Genomic DNA, 18134 nt, shown 5'->3' on the forward strand with positions numbered 1-18134 from the left:
ACGGGGGTGCTTCGTCGACCCGGGCCCCTGGCGGGGTTCGTGGCGGGACGGGGTGCTCGGTGGGCCCGTGCCCCGTGCCCTTGGCGGGGGTCAGCAGGGTTTTAGGGTGGGGACCGGTTCGTTGTTGTTGCCGCCCTTCAGGTAGACCACGCTGACGTACACGTTCCGGTTGCCGCTGTCGTCGTCGGTCCTGGCCCACCACGTGTTGGTCCACTTCCCGTACGTCTCGCGGCGGCCCAGGTTCGTCTGGCAGTAGAAGTAGTTGGTGCCCGCGTTCAGGACGCCCGCCGCCGCGCCGTCCGCGCGTATGGACTTCGCGGTGCGCCACACCTGGCAGTTGACCCGGCCGCCCGCGATCGGCGTACAGCTGCCCGCCGGGTGCGCGGAGCCGGAGCCAGGGGTGGCGGGGGTGCTCGACGTCGGGGTCGGGGTCGGGAGGGGGTTCTTGGGGTCGGGCTCCTTGGCCTTGCCGTCCTTGGGCGTTGCGGAGGCCTTCGGGCCGGTGGAGGTGGACGGCGACAGGGTGCGGGCGGCTCCTGCGGAAGGGGCGGACGTGCCGCCCAGGCGTGCGGCGTCGCCGGGGTCGTCCTGGGTGCCCGGTGTCGTTCCGGGCGCCGAGCCCGCCACGGCCGCACCGCCCCCGGCGTCCTCGTGGTTCAGCACCGTGTAGCCCACGCCCGCCCCGGCCAGCACCACCGCGGCCACCGCGGCGGCGACCAGGACCCGGCCCCGGCCCCGCCCGGCAGCGGCCGGCCGCTCCGGCTCGGGGGTGTGGGTGACGACGGGGCCGGATCCACCGGGGCCGGGAGGCTGCGCCATCGGCGGGCCGAAGCCGGCGGGCCGGTGCGGCAGCACGTCGCGCACGGTCGCGCTGCGCGGGGGCGCGGCGGCCTGGAGAGGCGCGGTCCGCACCGCAGTGGAGCCCTCCCCCGGAGCCTGCGCGACCTGCGCGAGGAGACGGGCCGCCGTCGCGGCGTCGGGACGCCGGGCCGGATCCTTGTCCAGGAGACGCAGCAGCACGGGACCGAGCGGCCCTGCCCGCTCCGCCTCGGGCAGCGGCTCGACCACGATGGCGTTGAGCGTCGACCAGGTGGACGTCCGCCGGAACGGCGCCGCCCCTTCGAGCGCGGCGTACAGGGTCGCGCCGAGCGCCCAGACGTCGGACGCGGGACCGGGTTCCTGGCCCTGGGCCCGCTCGGGCGCCAAGTAGTCGAGGGAGCCGACCAGTTCACCGCTGCGGGTGAGGTGGGTGGCCGAGCCGTCGCCCGGGTCGTCCATGGCGGCGATGCCGAAGTCGGTGAGCACGACCCGGCCCGAGGCGTCGAGCAGCACGTTGCCCGGCTTCACGTCGCGGTGCAGTACACCGACCCGGTGGGCCGCCGCCAGCGCTTCGAGGACCTCCGCGCCGATGGCCGCGGCCTCGCGCGGCTCCAGGACACCGCGCTCGCGCAGCACGTCGTCGAGGGAGGGCCCGTCGATCAGCTCCATGACGATGACCGGGCGGCCCTCGTGCTCGGTGACGTCGTGCACCGCGACCACGGAGGGGTGGCGCACCCGCGCCGCGGCCCGCGCCTCGCGCTGCATCCGCAGCCGCAGGTCACCCAGTTCGGGCGCCGAGGCGTCGCTGAACGTCCGCAGTTCCTTGACGGCGACCTCGCGGCCCAGCACCTCGTCGTGGGCCCGCCACACGATGCCCATGCCGCCGCGGCCGAGCCGTCCGACGACCCGGTACCGGCCGGCCAGTAGTTGGCTCTCCCCCGTAGACACCGCTGCCCCGTCCCTGTGTCGCGATTGTGGTCGCGTACAGAGTACGGGGCAGGAGTGACGCCTCCGGGTGGCCCTCCGGTCGCGGTCCGGCTACGGGGCGGTGACGGTAAGGCTGCCGCGGCGGGGCGAGGAGAACGCCTCCAGGTCGAGGCGCGTCAGGCCGGTCAGGCGGGCGACCTCGGCGTTGTCGAGGGCACCGCAGTCCAGGCCGCGGAGCAGGTAGCCGCTGAGCGCCTTGGCGGTGGCGGGCTCGTCCATGACGTCGCCCTCGGTCTTGGCGACGTAAGCGGCGAGGCGGCCCGCGGCCTGCTCCAGGCCTTCGCGGTAGAAGGCGTAGACGGCCGCGTAACGGGTCGGCATGTGGCCGGGGTGCATGTCCCAGCCCTGGTAGTAGGCGCGGGCCAGGGCGCGGCGGGTGAGGCCGTAGTGGAGGCGCCAGGCCTCGTGCACGTGCTCGGTGGAGCCGACGGGCAGCACATTGGTCGAGCCGTCCGAGACCCGCACCCCGGTGCCGGCGGCGGCCACCTGCATGACCGCCTTGGCGTGGTCGGCGGCCGGGTGGTCGCTGGCCTGGTAGGCGGCGGAGACGCCGACGCACGCGCTGTAGTCGAAGGTGCCGTAGTGCAGGCCCGTGGCGCGGCCCTGGGCGGCGTCGATCATCCTGGCCACGGCGGCGGTGCCGTCGGCGGCCAGGATCGACTGGCTGGTCTCGATCTGGATCTCGAAGCCGAGCCGCCCCTCGGGCAGTCCGTGCGCCTTCTCGAAGGCGGCGAGCAGCCGCACGAAGGCGGTGACCTGCTCGGGGTAGGTCACCTTGGGCAGCGTCAGGACCAGGCCCTCGGGCAGGCCGCCGTGCCGCATGAGCGTGGTGAGGAAGACGTCGGTGGTGCGGATGCCGCGGTTGCGCACGGCGGCTTCCATGCACTTCATCCGGATGCCCATGTACGGGGCGGCGGTGCCGTTCTCGAAGGCCTCGGCGATCAGGCGGGCGGCGCGCGCGGCGTCGGCGTCCTCCTCGGCATCGGGGCGCGGGCCGTAGCCGTCCTCGAAGTCGACGCGCAGGTCCTCGATGGGCTCGCGGGTCAGCTTGGCGCGCACCCGGTCGTACACGGGGGCGGCGAGTTCGTCGGAGATGCCGAGGACCTTGGCGAAGGAGGCGGCGTCCGGTGCGTGCTCGTCCAGCGCGGCCAGCGCCTGGTCGCCCCAGGAGCGGATGGTGCCCGCGTCGAAGACGTCACCGGGTACGTAGACGGTGTGCACGGGCTGACGGGTGCCGGGGTCGCCCGGGTACCGGCGGGCGAGCTCCTCGTCCACGGCGACGAGCGAGGCGCTGATCTCCTCGCTGACGACGCCGGCGAGGCTCGTCGCCACCTGCTCCTGCTGACCCATCCTGCACCCTCCACACGGTCGAAACTTTTCCGCTTCACGGAATCAACAATCCGTATAGCGAAGTTAATAGGCCGCTCCTCCTGCGTCAATGGTTGTCCGAAACGACCCGGGGCCGCGCGGTGAAGATCACCACGCGGCCCCGGGACCGGAAGAACTCGCAGGTCAGCCCTTGCGGGCGGTGACCTCTTCGGTGAGCTGCGGGACGACCTGGAACAGGTCGCCGACCACGCCGTAGTCGACCAGGTCGAAGATCGGGGCCTCGGCGTCCTTGTTGACGGCCACGATGGTCTTCGAGGTCTGCATGCCGGCCCGGTGCTGGATGGCGCCGGAGATGCCGTTGGCGATGTAGAGCTGCGGCGAGACGGACTTGCCCGTCTGGCCGACCTGGTTGGAGTGCGGGTACCAGCCGGCGTCCACCGCGGCGCGCGAGGCGCCGACGGCCGCGCCGAGCGAGTCGGCGAGGGCCTCGATGATCGAGAAGTTCTCGGCGCCGTTGACGCCGCGACCGCCGGAGACCACGATCGCGGCCTCGGTCAGGTCGGGGCGGCCGGTCGACTCGCGCGGGGTGCGCGAGGTGACCTTGGTGCCGGTGGCCTGGGCCGAGAACGAGACCGGGAGGGCCTCGACGGTGCCCGCGGCCGGGGCGACCTCCACGGCGGCCGAGTTCGGCTTGACCGTGATGACCGGGGTGCCCTTGGACACCCGGGACTTGGTGGTGAAGGAGGCGGCGAACGCGGACTGCGTGGCCACCGGACCCTCGTCGCCGGCTTCGAGGTCGACGGCGTCGGTGATGATGCCGGAGCCGATGCGGACCGCGAGACGGGCCGCGATCTCCTTGCCCTCGGCGGAGGACGGGACGAGCACGGCCGCGGGCGACACGGCCTCGTACGCGGCCTGGAGCGCGTCGACCTTCGGCACCACGAGGTAGTCGGCGAACTCGGCGGCGTCCGCGGTGAGGACCTTGACCGCGCCGTGCTCGGCGAGCGCGGCGGCGGTGTTCTCGGCACCGGCACCGAGCGCGACGGCGACGGGTTCGCCGATACGACGGGCCAGCGTCAGCAGTTCGAGGGTGGGCTTGCGGACGGCGCCGTCCACGTGGTCGACGTAGACCAGAACTTCAGCCATGGGACTTCAATCTCCTGCAAGTGCGAAGAAAAGACGGGCAGTTGAGGGGCAGGCTCGGCGAGCCGCGAGTGCGGTCGGCCCCGGGGTCACCGGGCCGGGACACTCAGATGAACTTTTGCTCCGCAAGGAAGGCGGCCAGCTGCTTGCCGCCCTCGCCCTCGTCCTTGACGATCGTGCCGGCGGTGCGGGCCGGGCGCTCGGCGGCGGAGTCGACCGCGGTCCAGGAGCCGCCCAGGCCGACCTCGTCGGCGTCGATGTCCAGGTCGCCCAGGTCCAGGGACTCCACCGGCTTCTTCTTGGCGGCCATGATGCCCTTGAAGGACGGGTAGCGGGCCTCGCCCGACTGGTCCGTCACCGAGACGACGGCCGGCAGGGACGCCTCCAGCTGCTCGGAGGCGGTGTCGCCGTCACGGCGGCCCTTGACGGTGCCGTCCTGGACGGAGACCTCGGAGAGCAGCGTGACCTGCGGAACGCCCAGGCGCTCCGCGAGCAGCGCCGGCAGGACACCCATGGTGCCGTCGGTGGACGCCATGCCGCAGATGACCAGGTCGTAACCGGTCTTCTCGACGGCCTTGGCCAGGACCAGCGAGGTGCCGATCACGTCGGTGCCGTGCAGGTCGTCGTCCTCGACGTGGACGGCCTTGTCGGCACCCATGGACAGCGCCTTGCGCAGCGCGTCCTTGGCGTCCTCGGGGCCGACGGTCAGCACGGTGATCTCCGCGTCGTCCGCCTCGTCGGCGATCTGCAGTGCCTGCTCGACCGCGTACTCGTCGAGCTCCGAAAGGAGGCCGTCGACGTCGTCGCGGTCGACGGTCAGGTCATCGGCGAAGTGCCGGTCGCCGGTGGCGTCGGGCACGTACTTCACACAGACAACGATCCTCAAGCTCACGCCGGCTCTCCTACTGCATCGTCATTTCTGGGCTGCCTTGTTGCACGCAGCATAGGCGCCTGATGGGGCGGTTTCCGGTCGGGGCGACCGGCGCTCCGAACGAAATATTACTCGCCAGTACACCCAGCTTGTTCCCAGTAAGCAAGCGCTTTGAACTGTGACCTTGGCAACGGTGAGTAATCGCCCGGTGGGGGAACTCTCAGTCGCGCAGCGCGTTGAAGCGGCCCTGGTGGTAGAGCAGCGGACGGCCGGCTCCGGCCGGGTCGCCGGCCACCGCCTGGGCCAGCACGATCCGGTGATCGCCGGCCGGAACGCGCGCCACCACCCGGCACACCAGCCAGGCCAGGACGCCGTCGAGCACGGGCACGCCCTCGGGGCCGGTGCGCCAGCTCGTGGCGGGTCCGAACCGGTCGGCGCCGCTGCGCGCGAACGTGGCCGCCAGATCCCGCTGGTGCTCGCCGAGTATGTGCACGCCGATGTGGTCGGACTCGGCGACCACGGGCCAGCTGGAGGAGCCGGTGCCGATCCCGAACGAGATCAACGGGGGCTCCGCGGCGACGGAGTTGAGCGAGGTCGCGGTGAAGCCGACGGGACGTCCCGCGCCCCGGGCGGTGATCACGGCGACACCGGCCGCGTGCCGGCGGAAGACGGACTTGAGCAGTTCGGGAGAGGCGGTCTGAGCGGTACCGAGGCCGGGCGAAGCCGTCATGGAGTGGTCCTTCTGCGGAGAGTGCGACACGGGCTGCGGGCGATCAGCGGCCCGGACAGCGGGTACTCGCGTCCAGGGTGCGGTACACGCGGGCGCGGCAAGGGAGAAGGAGTTCTGTCGGCACATCGTCAGACTGACGATTCCGCGCCGCCCCAGTCAAGTGCCTCCGGGGAGGTGGGAGATGACTCACGGTGCGCCGCGCGCACGGCCCGTGCCCGCTCACACCGCCTGCCCGAGCGCGGCGATGACATCGGCGCGGCGCGGCTGCCCCGCGGCCCGGCGCACGATGCGCCCCGCCGCGTCGAGCACCAGCACCGTAGGAGTGCGCTCGATGCCCAGTTCCCGTACGAGAACGAGCCGTTCCTCGGCGTCGATCTCCACATGGGCCACGCCGTCCACCATGGCGGCGACCTCGGCGAGGGTGCGCCGGGTGGCCCAGCAGGGCCGGCAGAACGCGCTGGAGAACTGCACCAGGGTGGCCCGCCGCCCCAGCCGCGCCCCCAGCTCGGCCTCGCCCAGCCTGCGTCCGCTGTCGTCCACCACACCGCCTCCCACCTGCGTCGCGCGTCCGCGTCCTCACGCGGCCACTACCTCCACTGCCGTACCGTTGCAGCACGTGGCGGCCCGTACTGATTCCCGGGCCCCCGACCTGCGAAGACGTGACGAGAATCTCCCCCGCGCACGGCGCCAGGACTGGTCAGCCCGGCTCACATCGGGCACCATCTGCCCAAAGCCCAAAACCTACGGGCGCGTAACTTATGACTCCGGGAGCACCCTCCCCGGGCACACGAAGGGTCTCCTCTCAGATGGCAGAACTCGTCTATCGGCCGGTCATCGGCGCCGCTCTCGCGATGTTCAAGGCGCTCGACCTGAAGATCGACACGCAGGGTTCGGAGAACATCCCGCGCACGGGCGGGGCGGTGCTCGTCAGCAATCACATCAGCTATCTGGACTTCATCTTCACGGGGCTCGCGGCGCTGCCCCAAAAGCGCCTGGTGCGCTTCATGGCGAAGGAGTCGGTGTTCCGGCACAAGATCTCCGGTCCGCTGATGCGCGGCATGAAGCACATCCCGGTCGACCGCAAGCAGGGCGAGGACGCCTACCAGCACGCCCTGGCCTCACTGCGCTCCGGCGAGGTGATCGGGGTTTTCCCGGAGGCGACGATCTCGCAGTCGTTCACGCTGAAGAGCTTCAAGTCGGGCGCCGCGCGCCTGGCCCAGGAGGCCGGGGTGCCGCTGGTCCCGATGGCCCTGTGGGGCACGCAGCGGGTGTGGACCAAGGGGCGGGCACGCAACTTCAAGCGCAGCCACATCCCGGTCACCATCCGCGTCGGTGAGCCCGTGGAGGCTCCCGCCGACCAGTACGCGGGCGCCATCACCCGGCGGCTGCGCGAGCGCTGCCAGGAGCTGCTGGAGGCCGCCCAGCGCGCCTATCCCGTACGCCCCAAGGACGCGAGCGACACCTGGTGGGTGCCGGCGCACCTCGGGGGCACGGCGCCGACGCCGGAGCAGGTGAAGGCCGCCGAGGCGGCCGGCTGAATCGTCACTCCTGCGCGCCGGCGGCGACCGGGGGACGGACCGTGATCCGCGCCCCCGGGCTCAGCCTCTCCAGGTGCTCGGCCAGTTCGGCGCCGGCCGTCACCAGGTCGCCGTGCGGGGCCATGCACTCCAGCAGGAAGAGCGCCTCGCCCGACGCCTCGGTGAGCCGGGTGCGCACGCCCTGGCGCCAGTTCCAGCGGCGGCAGGTGACGCCCTCGTCGTCGCACCACACCACCTCGCCCGCGTCCGGGTGCTCGACGGCGGCCTCGCCGCCGGCCACGGTGGTGAAGGACTCCTCCCCGGTGGCCCGGACCAGTCGCATCGCGCCCTTGATGTGAGCGGTGTCCTCGCCCCCGACCGGTACCAGGTGGGCGACGCTGATCGCGTTGTACGCGTCGACGAGCCGGTTGATCCGGGGCAGGCCGCCGTCGGCGAGCGCCCTTCTGGCGAGCGCCTCGGCCGAGTTGCGGGTCCTGTTCGGCTTGGAGCCGAAGGCGGTGTACGCGGCGCGCCAGGCGGCCATGTGCGGGTCCTCGTGCGGCGCCCGGCCGCCGAGCCGGGCCGCGAGGCGGCGTGCGGCGTCGTCCAGGAGCTCCGAACTCGCCCTGTCGCTGGGCCCGTTGACGAGCCCGGTCGCCTCCACGGCGACGTAGGTGAAGCCGGGCGCGATGGCCAGGACGTCCTCGGAGACGGTGAGCGTGAGCGTCATGATCGGTGGTGCCTCACAGTTCGGTCAGGTGGGCCGGCCGGGCGACGACCGGTCCCGAGCGGCCCCGAGCGCCGGCGTGACCGCCGGACGAAGTACATCGTAAAGCACCGGGTGGTTCACTTCGCTGGACTACGCATGGCCGTTCCCTGCGGACGGCGGACGGCGAGCACGAGCAGAGGCACGAGCACGGGCACAGGCACGGGCGCACGCATACGGCCGACCGCGCGTCCATGACGTCACGATCGGCCGTATCGGTGTTCGGAGCCTCAGAGGGGGCGGCGGCGGCTCAGCGGGCCATCTCTTCCTTGAGGGCCAGCAGGAAGCCGTCCACATCGTCCTCCGTGGTGTCGAAGGAGCACATCCAGCGGACGTCGCCCGCGCCCTCGTCCCAGAAGTAGAACCGGTAGCGCTTCTGCAGCCGCTCGCTCACGTCGTGCGGCAGGCGCGCGAAGACCGCGTTGGCCTGGACCTCGTGCAGGATCTCCACGCCGTCGACCTGGCGCACGCCCTCGGCCAGACGCCGGGCCATCGCGTTGGCGTGACGGGCGTTGCGCAGCCACAGGTCCTTGGCGAGCAGGGCCTCCAGCTGCACCGAGACGAAGCGCATCTTGGAGGCCAGCTGCATGGACATCTTGCGGATGTGCTTCATCTGGCGGACCGCGTCCGGGTTCAGGACGACGATCGCCTCGCCGAACAGCATCCCGTTCTTGGTGCCGCCGAACGACAGGACGTCCACGCCGACCGCGTTGGTGAACGCGCGCATCGGCATGTCCAGGGAGGCGGCGGCGTTGGATATCCGCGCCCCGTCCAGGTGGACCTTCATGCCCCGCTCGTGGGCGTGGTCGCAGATCGCCCTGATCTCGTCGGGGGTGTAGACGGTGCCGAGCTCGGTGTTCTGGGTGATCGAGACGACCTGCGGCATCGCACGGTGCTCGTCCTCCCAGCCCCAGGCCTGGCGGTCGATGAGCTCGGGCGTCAGCTTGCCGTCGGGCGTGGCCACGGTGAGCAGCTTGAGGCCGGCCATGCGCTCGGGCGCACCGCCCTCGTCCACGTTGATGTGCGCGGACTCGGCGCACACCACGGCGCCCCAGCGGTCGGTCAGCGCCTGGAGTGCGGTGACGTTGGCGCCGGTCCCGTTGAAGACCGGGTACGCCTCGGCGCCCGCGCCGAAGTGGCTGTGCATGACGCGCTGGAGGTGGTCGGTGTAGTCGTCCTCGCCGTAGGCGATCTGGTGACCGCCGTTGGCCAGGGTGAGGGCCGCGAGGACTTCGGGGTGCGCGCCGGCGTAGTTGTCGCTGGCGAAGCCGCGCACCGCCGGGTCGTGGTGGCAGCGCGCGTCCGTCCTCACGGTTTGGGGGTCAGCCACAGGCGCTGTCCGTTCACTTCCTGGGCGGGCTTGTCCCACACGCCGGCGATGGCGTCGGCCAGCTCCGTGACGTCGGTGAAGCCCGCGAACTTCGCATTGGGTCGCTCGGCGCGCATCGCGTCGTGCACCAATGCCTTGATCACCAGGATCGCAGCAGCGGCGCGCGGGCCGTCGGCCCCCTCGGCGGTGCCCGCCTTGCGGAAGGCGTCCGCCAGCGCCAGCGTCCAGGCCTCGGCGGCGGCCTTGCCGGCGTTGTAGGCGGCGTTGTTCGCGGTGGGCTTGTGCGCACCGGACTGGCTGATCAGGACGAACCGGCCCCGGTCGCTCTGGAGCAGCGCGTCGTGGAAGGCGAGCGAGGTGTGCTGCACGGTCTTGACCAGGAGCTTCTCCAGAAGCTCCCAGTCGGCCAGGTCGGTCTCGGGGAAGGAGCTGCTGCCGCGCCAGCCACCGACCAGGTGCACCACGCCGTCGACGCGCCCGAAGTCCTTCTGGATGCGGCCGGCCCAGTCCCGGGTGGCCTGGAGGTCGAGGAGGTCGACGGTGTCGCCGGTGACGGTGGCCCCGCCGTGCGCGTACCGCGCCGCGTCGACGGCCTCGGCCAGGCGCTGGGCGTCCGCGTCGGCGCCCACGACGACCGCGCCCGCCTCGGCGAGCCGCAGCAGGGCCGCCCGGCCGGCGGGCCCGGCCGCGCCGGCCACCGCGACGACGGCTCCGTTCAGCGGTCCGTTGTTCATCTTCCTCGCCCCTTCCGAAGCTTCCGTACGAGAGCTCACGCGGCGGCCCCGGCCGGGGCGGAAGCGGCGGTGATCCCCTTGGTGGAGGCGATCACGTTCTTCAGCTTCTTGGCGAGCGCCTCATAGAACATGCTGAGCGGAAACTCGTCGGGAAGCACGTCGTCGACCAGCTTGCGGGGCGGCTGCGTCAGGTCCAGGGCGTCGGGGCCCTTGGCCCAGCGCGATCCGGGGTGCGGGGCGAGGTAGGTGGAGACGAGGTCGTACGCGGCGAACCAGTGGACCAGCTTCGGGCGGTCGATGCCGTCGCGGTAGAGCTTCTCGATCTCGCCGCACAGCTCGTTGGTGACCTGCGGGGCGCGGTCCCAGTCGATGTGCAGCTTGTTGTCCGTCCAGCGCACCACGTCGTGCTTGTGCAGGTAGGCGAAGAGGAGCTGGCCGCCGAGACCGTCGTAGTTGCGGACGCGGTCGCCGGAGACGGGGAAGCGGAACATCCGGTCGAAGAGCACGGCGTACTGGACGTCACGGCCGTGCTGGTTGCCCTCGGCCTCCAGCTTCACGGCCTCCTTGAAGGCGGTGAGGTCACAGCGCAGCTCTTCGAGGCCGTACATCCAGAACGGCTGGCGCTGCTTGATCATGAAGGGGTCGAACGGCAGGTCGCCGTGGCTGTGGGTGCGGTCGTGGACCATGTCCCAGAGCACGAAGGCCTTCTCGCAGCGCTCCTGGTCGGCCACCAACTCCCGGATGTCCTCGGGCAGTTCGAGGCCCAGGATGTCCACGGACGCCTGGGTGACGGCGCGGAAGCGGGCCGCCTCGCGGTCGCAGAAGATGCCGCCCCAGGTGAAGCGCGCCGGGGCCTCGCGCACCGCGATGGTCTCGGGGAACAGGACGGCCGAGTGGGTGTCGTACCCCGCGGTGAAGTCCTCGAAGGTGATGCCGCAGAACAGCGGGTTGTCGTAGCGGGTGGCTTCGAGGTCGGCGAGCCACTCGGGCCAGACCATGCGCAGCACGACCGCTTCGAGGTTGCGGTCCGGGTTGCCGTTCTGCGTGTACATGGGGAAGACGACCAGGCGCTGGAGCCCGTCGGCGCGGTCGGCGGCCGGGTGGAACGCCAGCAGCGAGTCCAGGAAGTCCGGCACGTCGAAGGCGCTGTCGGACCACTTGCGCAGGTCGGCGACCAGCGCGCGGTGGTAGGCCGCGTCGTGCGGGAGCAGCGGGGAGAGCTGCTCGACCGCCGCTATCACCCGGTCGAGGACGGCCTCGACGGTGGCGCGGGCGGGCGCGCCCTCGGCGTCGAAGTCGATCGAGCCGTCCTTGGCCTGCCAGGGCCGGATCTCCTCGACGGCATTCTTGAGCGCGGGCCACGCGGGGTCGTCGACCACCCGCCGGTCGGGCAATGCGTCCCCCACGGCCGGGTCCTGCACAAGAATTTCCGTCATGTCACTTCCTCCACAGGAGAACCTCGCGTCAAGACACCGTATCCGCGTTCGGTTACTCCCCTCAAGAGGAGGGACGACAAATTATCCTGCGATCTTCGCGTTGCGCCGCTCATCTTCCTGTGCACACGCAATGGCACGGCTATGGCTGCGGTGTCGAGGTGATCGACATCACGCCGTGCCTCCCGGAGGTCACACCGCGTCCGCGGGTGCGCCGGTGGGATCCCCCAACCGCCGGCCGAGGATCACGGAGGATGTCACGGGCCGGGTGGGGGTTGTGTCCGCGACGGGCGCTCACTTCAATGCGGCATATGACAAGCCGTCAGCCCCCCGCCGATCAGGACCCGCCGCCGCTGCCCGCCACCGCCTGGGCCGTGCTCGGACTGCTCTCGTTCCCCGGCGAGCGGACCGGCTACGAGCTCAAGAAGTGGGCCGACTCCTCCCTGAGGTTCTTCTACTGGTCCCCCGCGATCAGCCAGATCTACGCCGAGCTGCGCCGCCTGGAAGCGCTGGGCTACGCCACGTCGCGGTGCTCGGGGCCCGAGGGGCGGCGCTCCAGACGGCAGTACGCGATCAGCGAGGCGGGCCGGCGCGCGCTCGCCGCCTGGGCCGACGCCGCGGACGCCGCGGGCCCGCCGGTCCTCAAGCATCCGCTGGTGCTGCGGATCTGGCTCGGGCACCTGGCGGCGCCGGAGCGGCTGCGCGCCCTGGTCGAGGACCATCTCGCGCGCACCGAGGCCCGGTTGACCGAGGTGCGGGCGGCGCTCGCCCGGGCCGAGGACAACGAGGAGTGGGCGCATCCGCGGATCGCGCTGCGCTGGAGCGAGCTGCGGGAGCTGGCCGAGCTGGAGCTGGCCCGGGCGATGCTCGCCGACCTGGACCGGCTCGTACCGCCGCGGGGTACGGATCCGGTCAGCCACGACGGCTGGCCCGACCCCGGCCGGGGCGGCGGCGACGGGGGCGTCAAGGCCGCGGGGACTCGCCCACGGGCGGGTGACACGGGTTGGCCCGCGGAGGGTGCGTACAGGTAGGACGGGGGCCTCCCGCCCGCCGACCGCATCCCGGAGCCGCGCCCATGAGCACCCGCGCCGTCCTTGTCGCAGCACTGATCACCGGGCTCGTCCTCGGTATCGCGTCAACCCGGGCCGACGACTCCGACGGCCCGCGCGAGCCGGGGTCGGTTGCGGTGGCGGGCCGTTAGGCTGCGGCTGCCGCGTGCGCACCGGGACCGCGTCGCGCGCGCCACACCGCCGTCGACGGAAGCGAGGCCTGTCTTGACGTCGTTCCTCACCATCGGTCATCGCGGGGTCATGGGTGTCGAGCCGGAGAACACCCTGCGCTCCTTCGTCCACGCAGAACGCGCGGGCATGGACGCCATCGAACTCGATCTGCACCTCAGCAAGGACGGCGCCCTCGTCGTCATGCACGACGCCGAGGTCGACCGCACCACGGACGGCAGGGGTCGCATCGGCGAACTGACCCTCGCCGAGCTGCGCGAGCTGGACGCGGGCCAGGGCGAGCGCGTCCCCGTGTTCGAGGAAGTGCTCGACGCGGTGAAGACTCCGATCCAGGCGGAGATCAAGGACGTCACCGCGGCCCGCGCGCTCGCCGAGGTGATCCTGCGGCGCGACCTGGTGGGCCGGGTGGAGGTCCTGTCCTTCCACGACGCGGCGCTCGCCGAGGTCTCCCGGCTCGTGCCGGGTCTGCGCACCGCGCTGGTCGACGACGACTGGGGCCCCGACCTCGTGGACCGGGCGCTGGCCATCGGCGCGACGAGCCTGGTCCTGAGCATCGGCCGGCTCACCCTGGAGACCGTGGAGCGCGCCCACGCGGCGGGCCTGAAGGTCATCGGCTGGACCGTGAACACCCAGGACCACCTGCGCCTGGCGCGGGCCCTGCAGCTCGACGGCGTGACGACCGACCGTCCCGAGATCCGCCGGACCGGCCGCTTCACCGCCTAGGACACGGTCAGCCCAGCTCCTTGACCAGGAGCTCGAAGGCGAGGTCGTCGCGCTGCGGAAGGCCGAAGCGCTCGTCGCCGTACGGGAAGGGCGTCATCCTTCCCGTACGGCGGTAGCCGCGCCGCTCGTAGAAGGCGATGAGCTCGTCGCGCACCGAGATCACGGTCATGTGCATCTCGGTCGCACCCCACGTGGTGCGCACGATGCGCTCGGCCTCGGCGATGATCTGCTTGCCGAGACCGGCTCCCTGCAGCGCGGGGGAGACCGCGAACATTCCGAAGTAGGCCGCCTCGCCCCGGTGTTCGAGCTGGCAGCACGCCACCAGGACGCCGTCGCGCCACACCGTGAGCAGCTTGCTGCCGGGTGACGTGATGACGGCCCGCACCCCGTCGGGGTCGGTTCGCTGGCCCTGGAGGATGTCGGCCTCGGTGGTCCAGCCGGCGCGGCTGGCATCGCCCCGGTAGGCCGATTCGATGAGGGGCACCAGCGCTTCGACGTCGGCTTCGGTGGCGTCCCGGTAGGTCAGCTCTGCGGCGGCGCGGCCGGCGGTCTCCATCGTGCGGTCTCCTGCTCATCGATTGCTCCCAGACGGCCTCCCGAGCCTAACCCGCCCGTTAGGGTGCCTTGCCATGGTGCATGTACTGAGCAGCCGGACCCTTCTGCGCCCCACCGACCCCGAGCGGTCGCGCACCTTCTACGGCGAGCTGCTGGGCCTGCCCGTCTACCGCGAGTTCGGTACGGGTCCCGAGCGCGGCACGGTGTACTTCCTGGGCGGCGGCTTCCTCGAGGTGTCGGGCCGCTCCGACCGGCCGCCCGCGCCCGGCCTCCAGCTGTGGCTCCAGGTCGCGGACGCGGAAGCGGCCCACGAGGAGCTGGTGGCGCGCGGCGTGCCGATCGCCCGGCCGCCGGTGCGCGAGCCGTGGGGGCTGATCGAGATGTGGATCGAGGACCCGGACGGGGTGCGCATCGCCGTCGTGGAGGTCCCCGCCGACCACCCGCTGCGCTTCCGCCCCTGAGGCACCGGCCGCGCCCCTGGGCCCGCCGCTCCCCCCGCCCTGACCGGCGACGATCTCCCGCGCGCTCCCCTTGTGTGTCCCTGCGCCCGCGTATGCCGCACCGCGCGAGGGCATCGATGACTCGGCAGGGCGTCACATCGAGCGGGGAGGTACGCCGTGCACGGTCCGGTGCTGCCCGGATGGCTGCTCGTCGCGCTGTGCGCGGCGACCGGCTCGTACTGTCTGCTGCGGATGCGCAGCGGTTTCGAGGGGGCTCGCAGGGCGGCCGGCGGCGAGGCGGTGATGGGGTTCGGGATGGCGGCGATGGCGGTGCCGGCCGCGTTCCTCACGCCGCCGCCGTGGATGCTGACCGGGTACGTCGTGGTCTTCGGCGGCACCGCGCTGCGCGCCCTGTGGGCGGCCCGGGGCGGGGCCCACCATCTGCACCATGTCGTCGGATCCCTGGCGATGGTCTACATGGCGCTCGCGATGACGGCGCAGGGCGCGGCCGGCGTGCACGGCGGCCACGCGGGCCACTCGGCGGGCGGGGTCCCCCTGCTCACCGGGGTGCTGCTCCTGTACTTCGCGGGCTACGTCCTGTCGACGGGCCTGCGGCTGCTGCCGGGCGCGGCGGGGGGCGTGATCGGCGGCGTGCCCGCCGCGGCGGTCTCCTGGGGCGCCCGGCCGGAGCTGGCGCTGGCCTGCCGCCTGTCGATGGGGATCGCCATGCTGGCGATGCTGATCACGGTCTGAGGCTCCCCGGCACGCGCGGGTGTACGGGTGGCGTGCGTCACTTGACGCCCGCGGCCATACCTATGACGACGGCCCTGCTCATAGGCTGAGGCCATGACGGTCTCCCTCGCGTTGCTGGTGCTGGGCCTGATCTCCGCCGTCGCCGCCCCGCGACTGCTCGCCCGCGCCGACTGGGTCGAGCGCGAGCCGGTGGTGGCGCTGTGGGTGTGGCAGTGCGTGGTGGCGGCGGTGCTGCTCTGTTTCGGCCTCGCGATGGTCTTCAGTGCCGCGTCCGCCTGGCGGACCGTGCGCGGCCAGGTGTTCGCCTCCGCGCCGCGGGCCGTGGTGGACGCGTATGGGCTCGGGCCGTACGGGCCCTGGTCGGCGGCGCTGGCCGTGGTGCTCTTCCTCGGCGGCGCCTGGACGGGGGCGATGCTCACCCGGGAGGTCAGGGAGAGCTGGGCGCGGCGCCGTCGGCGCCGTGCGGAGCTGCGGCTGCGCTCGCCGCTGCTGCCGGGCGAGGAACCGTCGGGCGAGCGTCTCGTGGTGCTGGAGGCGGCCCGCCCCGACGCCTGGTGGCTGCCGGGCCAGACGCCCCAACTGGTCATCACCACGGCGGCACTTCAGCGCCTGAAGGGCCGTCAGCTCGATGCCGTGCTCGCCCATGAGCTGGGGCACGCGCGGGCCCGGCACGACTGGCTGCTGCACTGTTCGGGCGCGCTCGCCCGCGGCTTTCCGCAGGTGCCGGTGTTCGCCGCGTTCCGCGACGAGATGCACCGCCTGGTCGAGCTGGCCGCCGACGACGTGGCGTCGCGCCGCTTCGGCCGGCTGACCATCGCCCTGGCCCTGGTCGAACTCAACGAGGACCGCGGGGTGTTCGGGCCCTGCCCCGCGCCGGACGGCCAGCTCCCCCGGCGCGTGCACCGCCTCCTGGCCGCGGCCCCGCGCCTGCCCGCGGTCCACCGCCTGCGCCTGACGGCGTACGCCGCGCTGGTGCCCGCCGTGCCGCTCCTGGTGGCCTTCGTCCCGGGCCTGCACGCCCTGCGCTGACGGCCCCGCGCGCGCCGCACCGCGTCCACCACCCGGGGACGCTGCGGGCCCGTCAAGGGCCGCCGCACACCCGCCCCGCCCCGCCCCCGCGCCGAGCCCGGGTGCGTACGCGCTCTGGCCCCGGCACGCCGCATCGGCTTGGATCTTCCCCATGCTGCTCGATGCCCCGCAGACCCGCCCCCGCCCGGCCGTGCCGTTCCGTGTCGGCCTCGCCTGTGCGGTGCTCGCCGCCGTGCTGCTGGTCCTGGTGGTGGCCGAGTGGGGACCGCTGATGGCGCTCGACCGGTCGATCGCGCGGGGCCTGCACCGCCGGGCGGTCGCCGACCCGGGCCTGACCCACGCCGTCCGGATCCTGAGCGACTGGGTCTGGGACCCCTGGGCGATGCGCGCCCTGCTCGCGGTGGTCGTCGTCGTGCTGGTGCGGCGCGGCGACCGGCTCCTCGCGCTCTGGGTCGCCGCCACGAGCGCCTTCGGAACGGCCGTACAGCAAGGGCTCAAGGCGGCCGTCGACCGGGACCGGCCGCACTGGACGGACCCGGTGGCCTCCGCGGGCTACGCCGCGTTCCCGTCCGGCCACGCGCTGACCGTGACGGTGGCCTTCGGCCTGCTCGCCTGGCTGTGCGCCCTGCACGGAGCGGGGCGCACGGCGCGGACGGCCGTGTTCGCCGCCGGGGCGCTCTCGGCGCTCGGCGTGGGCTTCACCCGGCTGTTCCTCGGGGTGCACTGGCTCTCTGACGTGGTGGGCGGCTGGCTCATCGGCGTGGTGATCGTCGCGCTGGCCGCCGCGGCCCACCGCCACATGCCCCTGAACCGGCCGCTTGCGCACCGGTCGCTCCCGAACCGGTGCTCCTGAACCGGTGCCCTTGAACCGGCCCCGCCGGGCACGCGAGGATCACGCGCATGACGATCAAGGGCGTTCTCTTCGACTTCTCCGGCACCCTCTTCCGCGTCGAGCCGGTCGCCGACTGGCTCGACGCGGTGCTCGACGCCTGCGACCTGGCTCTGCCGCAGCCCGAAAGCGCCGCTCTGGCACGGGAGTTGGAGGAAGCCGGCGCCCTGCCCGGCGGCGCCAATCCACTGCGCATACCCGAGCACCTGGCCGAGCTGTGGCCGGTGCGCGACCGCAGCGGTGAACTCCACCGGCGGACGTACACCGGTCTGGCCCGGCAGGTGGCGCTGCCCGATCCGCGCCTGTACGACCTGCTCTACGACCGCCACATGACCCCCGCCGCCTGGCGTCCGTACCCCGACACCAGGGCGGTCCTCGCGGGGCTGCGGGAGCGCGGTGTCAAGGTCGGGGTGGTCAGCAACATCGGCTGGGACCTGCGGCCGGTCTTCCGCGCCCACGGCCTGGACGACTTCGTGGACGCCTACGCGCTGTCCTTCGAGCACGGGGTGCAGAAGCCGTCGGCCCGGCTGTTCGAAGCGGCCTGCGAGGGGCTCGGGCTCGCGCCGGGCGAGGTGCTGATGGTGGGGGACGACCGGAGGGCCGACGGCGGCGCCGCGGCGCTCGGCTGCGCGGTGCACTTCGTCGATCATCTGCCGGCGGACGGGCGTCCCGACGCGCTGCTGCCGGTGCTGTCGCTGGCCGCCGCGGGGCGCTGAGGCCAGGGCGGCGAGAAGGGCCGAAAAAGGGCTACCCGTCCGGGGTGATCCCCCGCGTCACCCCGAACGAGCAGCCTTCGCCCAGGTCAGACCCCGGCAAAGGGGTACCGCCCTGCGACACCCTGAGTATAT

The 18134-nt window shown here is 72.6% G+C and carries 20 protein-coding genes; 9 read left to right on the top strand and 11 right to left on the bottom strand.

Annotated features, from left to right (window positions below; all coding sequences use genetic code 11):
- Positions 1-90 precede the first annotated feature (90 nt).
- The 6 genes from ACGF3I_RS03690 to ACGF3I_RS03715 all read right to left on the bottom strand — a co-directional run bounded on the left by ACGF3I_RS03690 (position 91) and on the right by ACGF3I_RS03715 (position 6422).
- The gene (locus ACGF3I_RS03690) at positions 91-1767 is read right to left on the bottom strand and encodes a serine/threonine-protein kinase (protein ID WP_393128871.1); all 1677 of its coding nucleotides are present in this window, start codon (positions 1765-1767) and stop codon (positions 91-93) included.
- Between the two features lie 90 nt (positions 1768-1857).
- On the bottom strand, positions 1858-3156 hold the full coding sequence (locus tag ACGF3I_RS03695) for a DUF6986 family protein (protein WP_393128872.1): 1299 nt from the start codon (positions 3154-3156) through the stop codon (positions 1858-1860).
- A 162-nt stretch (positions 3157-3318) separates the two neighbouring features.
- Entirely contained in the window at positions 3319-4281 is a 963-nt protein-coding gene (locus ACGF3I_RS03700) for an electron transfer flavoprotein subunit alpha/FixB family protein (protein ID WP_393128873.1), read from the bottom strand.
- 103 nt (positions 4282-4384) lie between these two features.
- Entirely contained in the window at positions 4385-5170 is a 786-nt protein-coding gene (locus ACGF3I_RS03705; protein WP_393128875.1) for an electron transfer flavoprotein subunit beta/FixA family protein, read from the bottom strand.
- A 199-nt stretch (positions 5171-5369) separates the two neighbouring features.
- A complete protein-coding gene (locus tag ACGF3I_RS03710) occupies positions 5370-5879 on the bottom strand; it encodes a flavin reductase family protein (protein ID WP_393128876.1) in 510 nt (169 codons plus the stop codon).
- 219 nt (positions 5880-6098) lie between these two features.
- A complete protein-coding gene (locus ACGF3I_RS03715; RefSeq protein WP_393128877.1) occupies positions 6099-6422 on the bottom strand; it encodes a TlpA family protein disulfide reductase in 324 nt (107 codons plus the stop codon).
- A 263-nt stretch (positions 6423-6685) separates the two neighbouring features.
- On the opposite strand from ACGF3I_RS03715, the gene ACGF3I_RS03720 reads away from it, so the two are divergent.
- Positions 6686-7417: a lysophospholipid acyltransferase family protein gene (locus tag ACGF3I_RS03720; protein ID WP_393128878.1), complete on the top strand. Its 732-nt coding sequence runs from the start codon at positions 6686-6688 to the stop codon at positions 7415-7417.
- A gap of 4 nt (positions 7418-7421) precedes the next feature.
- On the opposite strand, the gene ACGF3I_RS03725 is transcribed toward ACGF3I_RS03720, so the two are convergent.
- From ACGF3I_RS03725 to ACGF3I_RS03740, 4 genes are all read right to left on the bottom strand, one after another.
- Positions 7422-8126: a B3/4 domain-containing protein gene (locus ACGF3I_RS03725; RefSeq protein WP_393128880.1), complete on the bottom strand. Its 705-nt coding sequence runs from the start codon at positions 8124-8126 to the stop codon at positions 7422-7424.
- 286 nt (positions 8127-8412) lie between these two features.
- Positions 8413-9474, bottom strand: a complete 1062-nt coding sequence (locus ACGF3I_RS03730) for a threonine aldolase family protein (RefSeq protein WP_393128881.1) — start codon at positions 9472-9474, stop codon at positions 8413-8415.
- Positions 9471-10226: an SDR family NAD(P)-dependent oxidoreductase gene (locus tag ACGF3I_RS03735; RefSeq protein WP_393128883.1), complete on the bottom strand. Its 756-nt coding sequence runs from the start codon at positions 10224-10226 to the stop codon at positions 9471-9473. The genes ACGF3I_RS03730 and ACGF3I_RS03735 overlap by 4 nt, the downstream gene beginning before the upstream one ends.
- Positions 10227-10261: 35 nt before the next feature.
- The gene (locus tag ACGF3I_RS03740) at positions 10262-11662 is read right to left on the bottom strand and encodes a DUF6421 family protein (protein WP_393128884.1); all 1401 of its coding nucleotides are present in this window, start codon (positions 11660-11662) and stop codon (positions 10262-10264) included.
- Between the two features lie 308 nt (positions 11663-11970).
- On the opposite strand from ACGF3I_RS03740, the gene ACGF3I_RS03745 reads away from it, so the two are divergent.
- The 3 genes from ACGF3I_RS03745 to ACGF3I_RS03755 all read left to right on the top strand — a co-directional run bounded on the left by ACGF3I_RS03745 (position 11971) and on the right by ACGF3I_RS03755 (position 13620).
- The gene (locus ACGF3I_RS03745) at positions 11971-12690 is read left to right on the top strand and encodes a PadR family transcriptional regulator (protein WP_393128885.1); all 720 of its coding nucleotides are present in this window, start codon (positions 11971-11973) and stop codon (positions 12688-12690) included.
- Positions 12691-12734: 44 nt separating this feature from the next.
- Positions 12735-12860: a hypothetical protein gene (locus ACGF3I_RS03750; RefSeq protein WP_393128886.1), complete on the top strand. Its 126-nt coding sequence runs from the start codon at positions 12735-12737 to the stop codon at positions 12858-12860.
- Between the two features lie 109 nt (positions 12861-12969).
- Entirely contained in the window at positions 12970-13620 is a 651-nt protein-coding gene (locus tag ACGF3I_RS03755) for a glycerophosphodiester phosphodiesterase (protein ID WP_393128887.1), read from the top strand.
- A 7-nt stretch (positions 13621-13627) separates the two neighbouring features.
- Here the strand turns inward: ACGF3I_RS03755 and ACGF3I_RS03760 are convergent, their stop codons facing one another.
- Positions 13628-14176 carry a GNAT family N-acetyltransferase gene (locus ACGF3I_RS03760; protein ID WP_393128888.1) on the bottom strand — a complete coding sequence of 183 codons (549 nt, stop codon included), beginning with the start codon at positions 14174-14176 and terminating at the stop codon, positions 13628-13630.
- Positions 14177-14249: 73 nt separating this feature from the next.
- On the opposite strand from ACGF3I_RS03760, the gene ACGF3I_RS03765 reads away from it, so the two are divergent.
- From ACGF3I_RS03765 to ACGF3I_RS03785, 5 genes are all read left to right on the top strand, one after another.
- Positions 14250-14636 carry a VOC family protein gene (locus ACGF3I_RS03765; RefSeq protein WP_393128889.1) on the top strand — a complete coding sequence of 129 codons (387 nt, stop codon included), beginning with the start codon at positions 14250-14252 and terminating at the stop codon, positions 14634-14636.
- Positions 14637-14792: 156 nt separating this feature from the next.
- Complete coding sequence (locus ACGF3I_RS03770) at positions 14793-15368, top strand: DUF5134 domain-containing protein (protein WP_393128890.1); 576 nt, start codon at positions 14793-14795, stop codon at positions 15366-15368.
- A 93-nt stretch (positions 15369-15461) separates the two neighbouring features.
- The gene (locus ACGF3I_RS03775) at positions 15462-16397 is read left to right on the top strand and encodes a M56 family metallopeptidase (protein WP_393128891.1); all 936 of its coding nucleotides are present in this window, start codon (positions 15462-15464) and stop codon (positions 16395-16397) included.
- Between the two features lie 151 nt (positions 16398-16548).
- The gene (locus tag ACGF3I_RS03780; RefSeq protein WP_393128892.1) at positions 16549-17250 is read left to right on the top strand and encodes a phosphatase PAP2 family protein; all 702 of its coding nucleotides are present in this window, start codon (positions 16549-16551) and stop codon (positions 17248-17250) included.
- Between the two features lie 47 nt (positions 17251-17297).
- Positions 17298-18002, top strand: a complete 705-nt coding sequence (locus tag ACGF3I_RS03785; protein ID WP_393128893.1) for an HAD family hydrolase — start codon at positions 17298-17300, stop codon at positions 18000-18002.
- The last annotated feature ends 132 nt before the right edge of the window (positions 18003-18134 follow it).

Source organism: Streptomyces sp. NPDC048111, assembly GCF_043202815.1.
Taxonomy (GTDB): Bacteria; Actinomycetota; Actinomycetes; order Streptomycetales; family Streptomycetaceae; genus Streptomyces.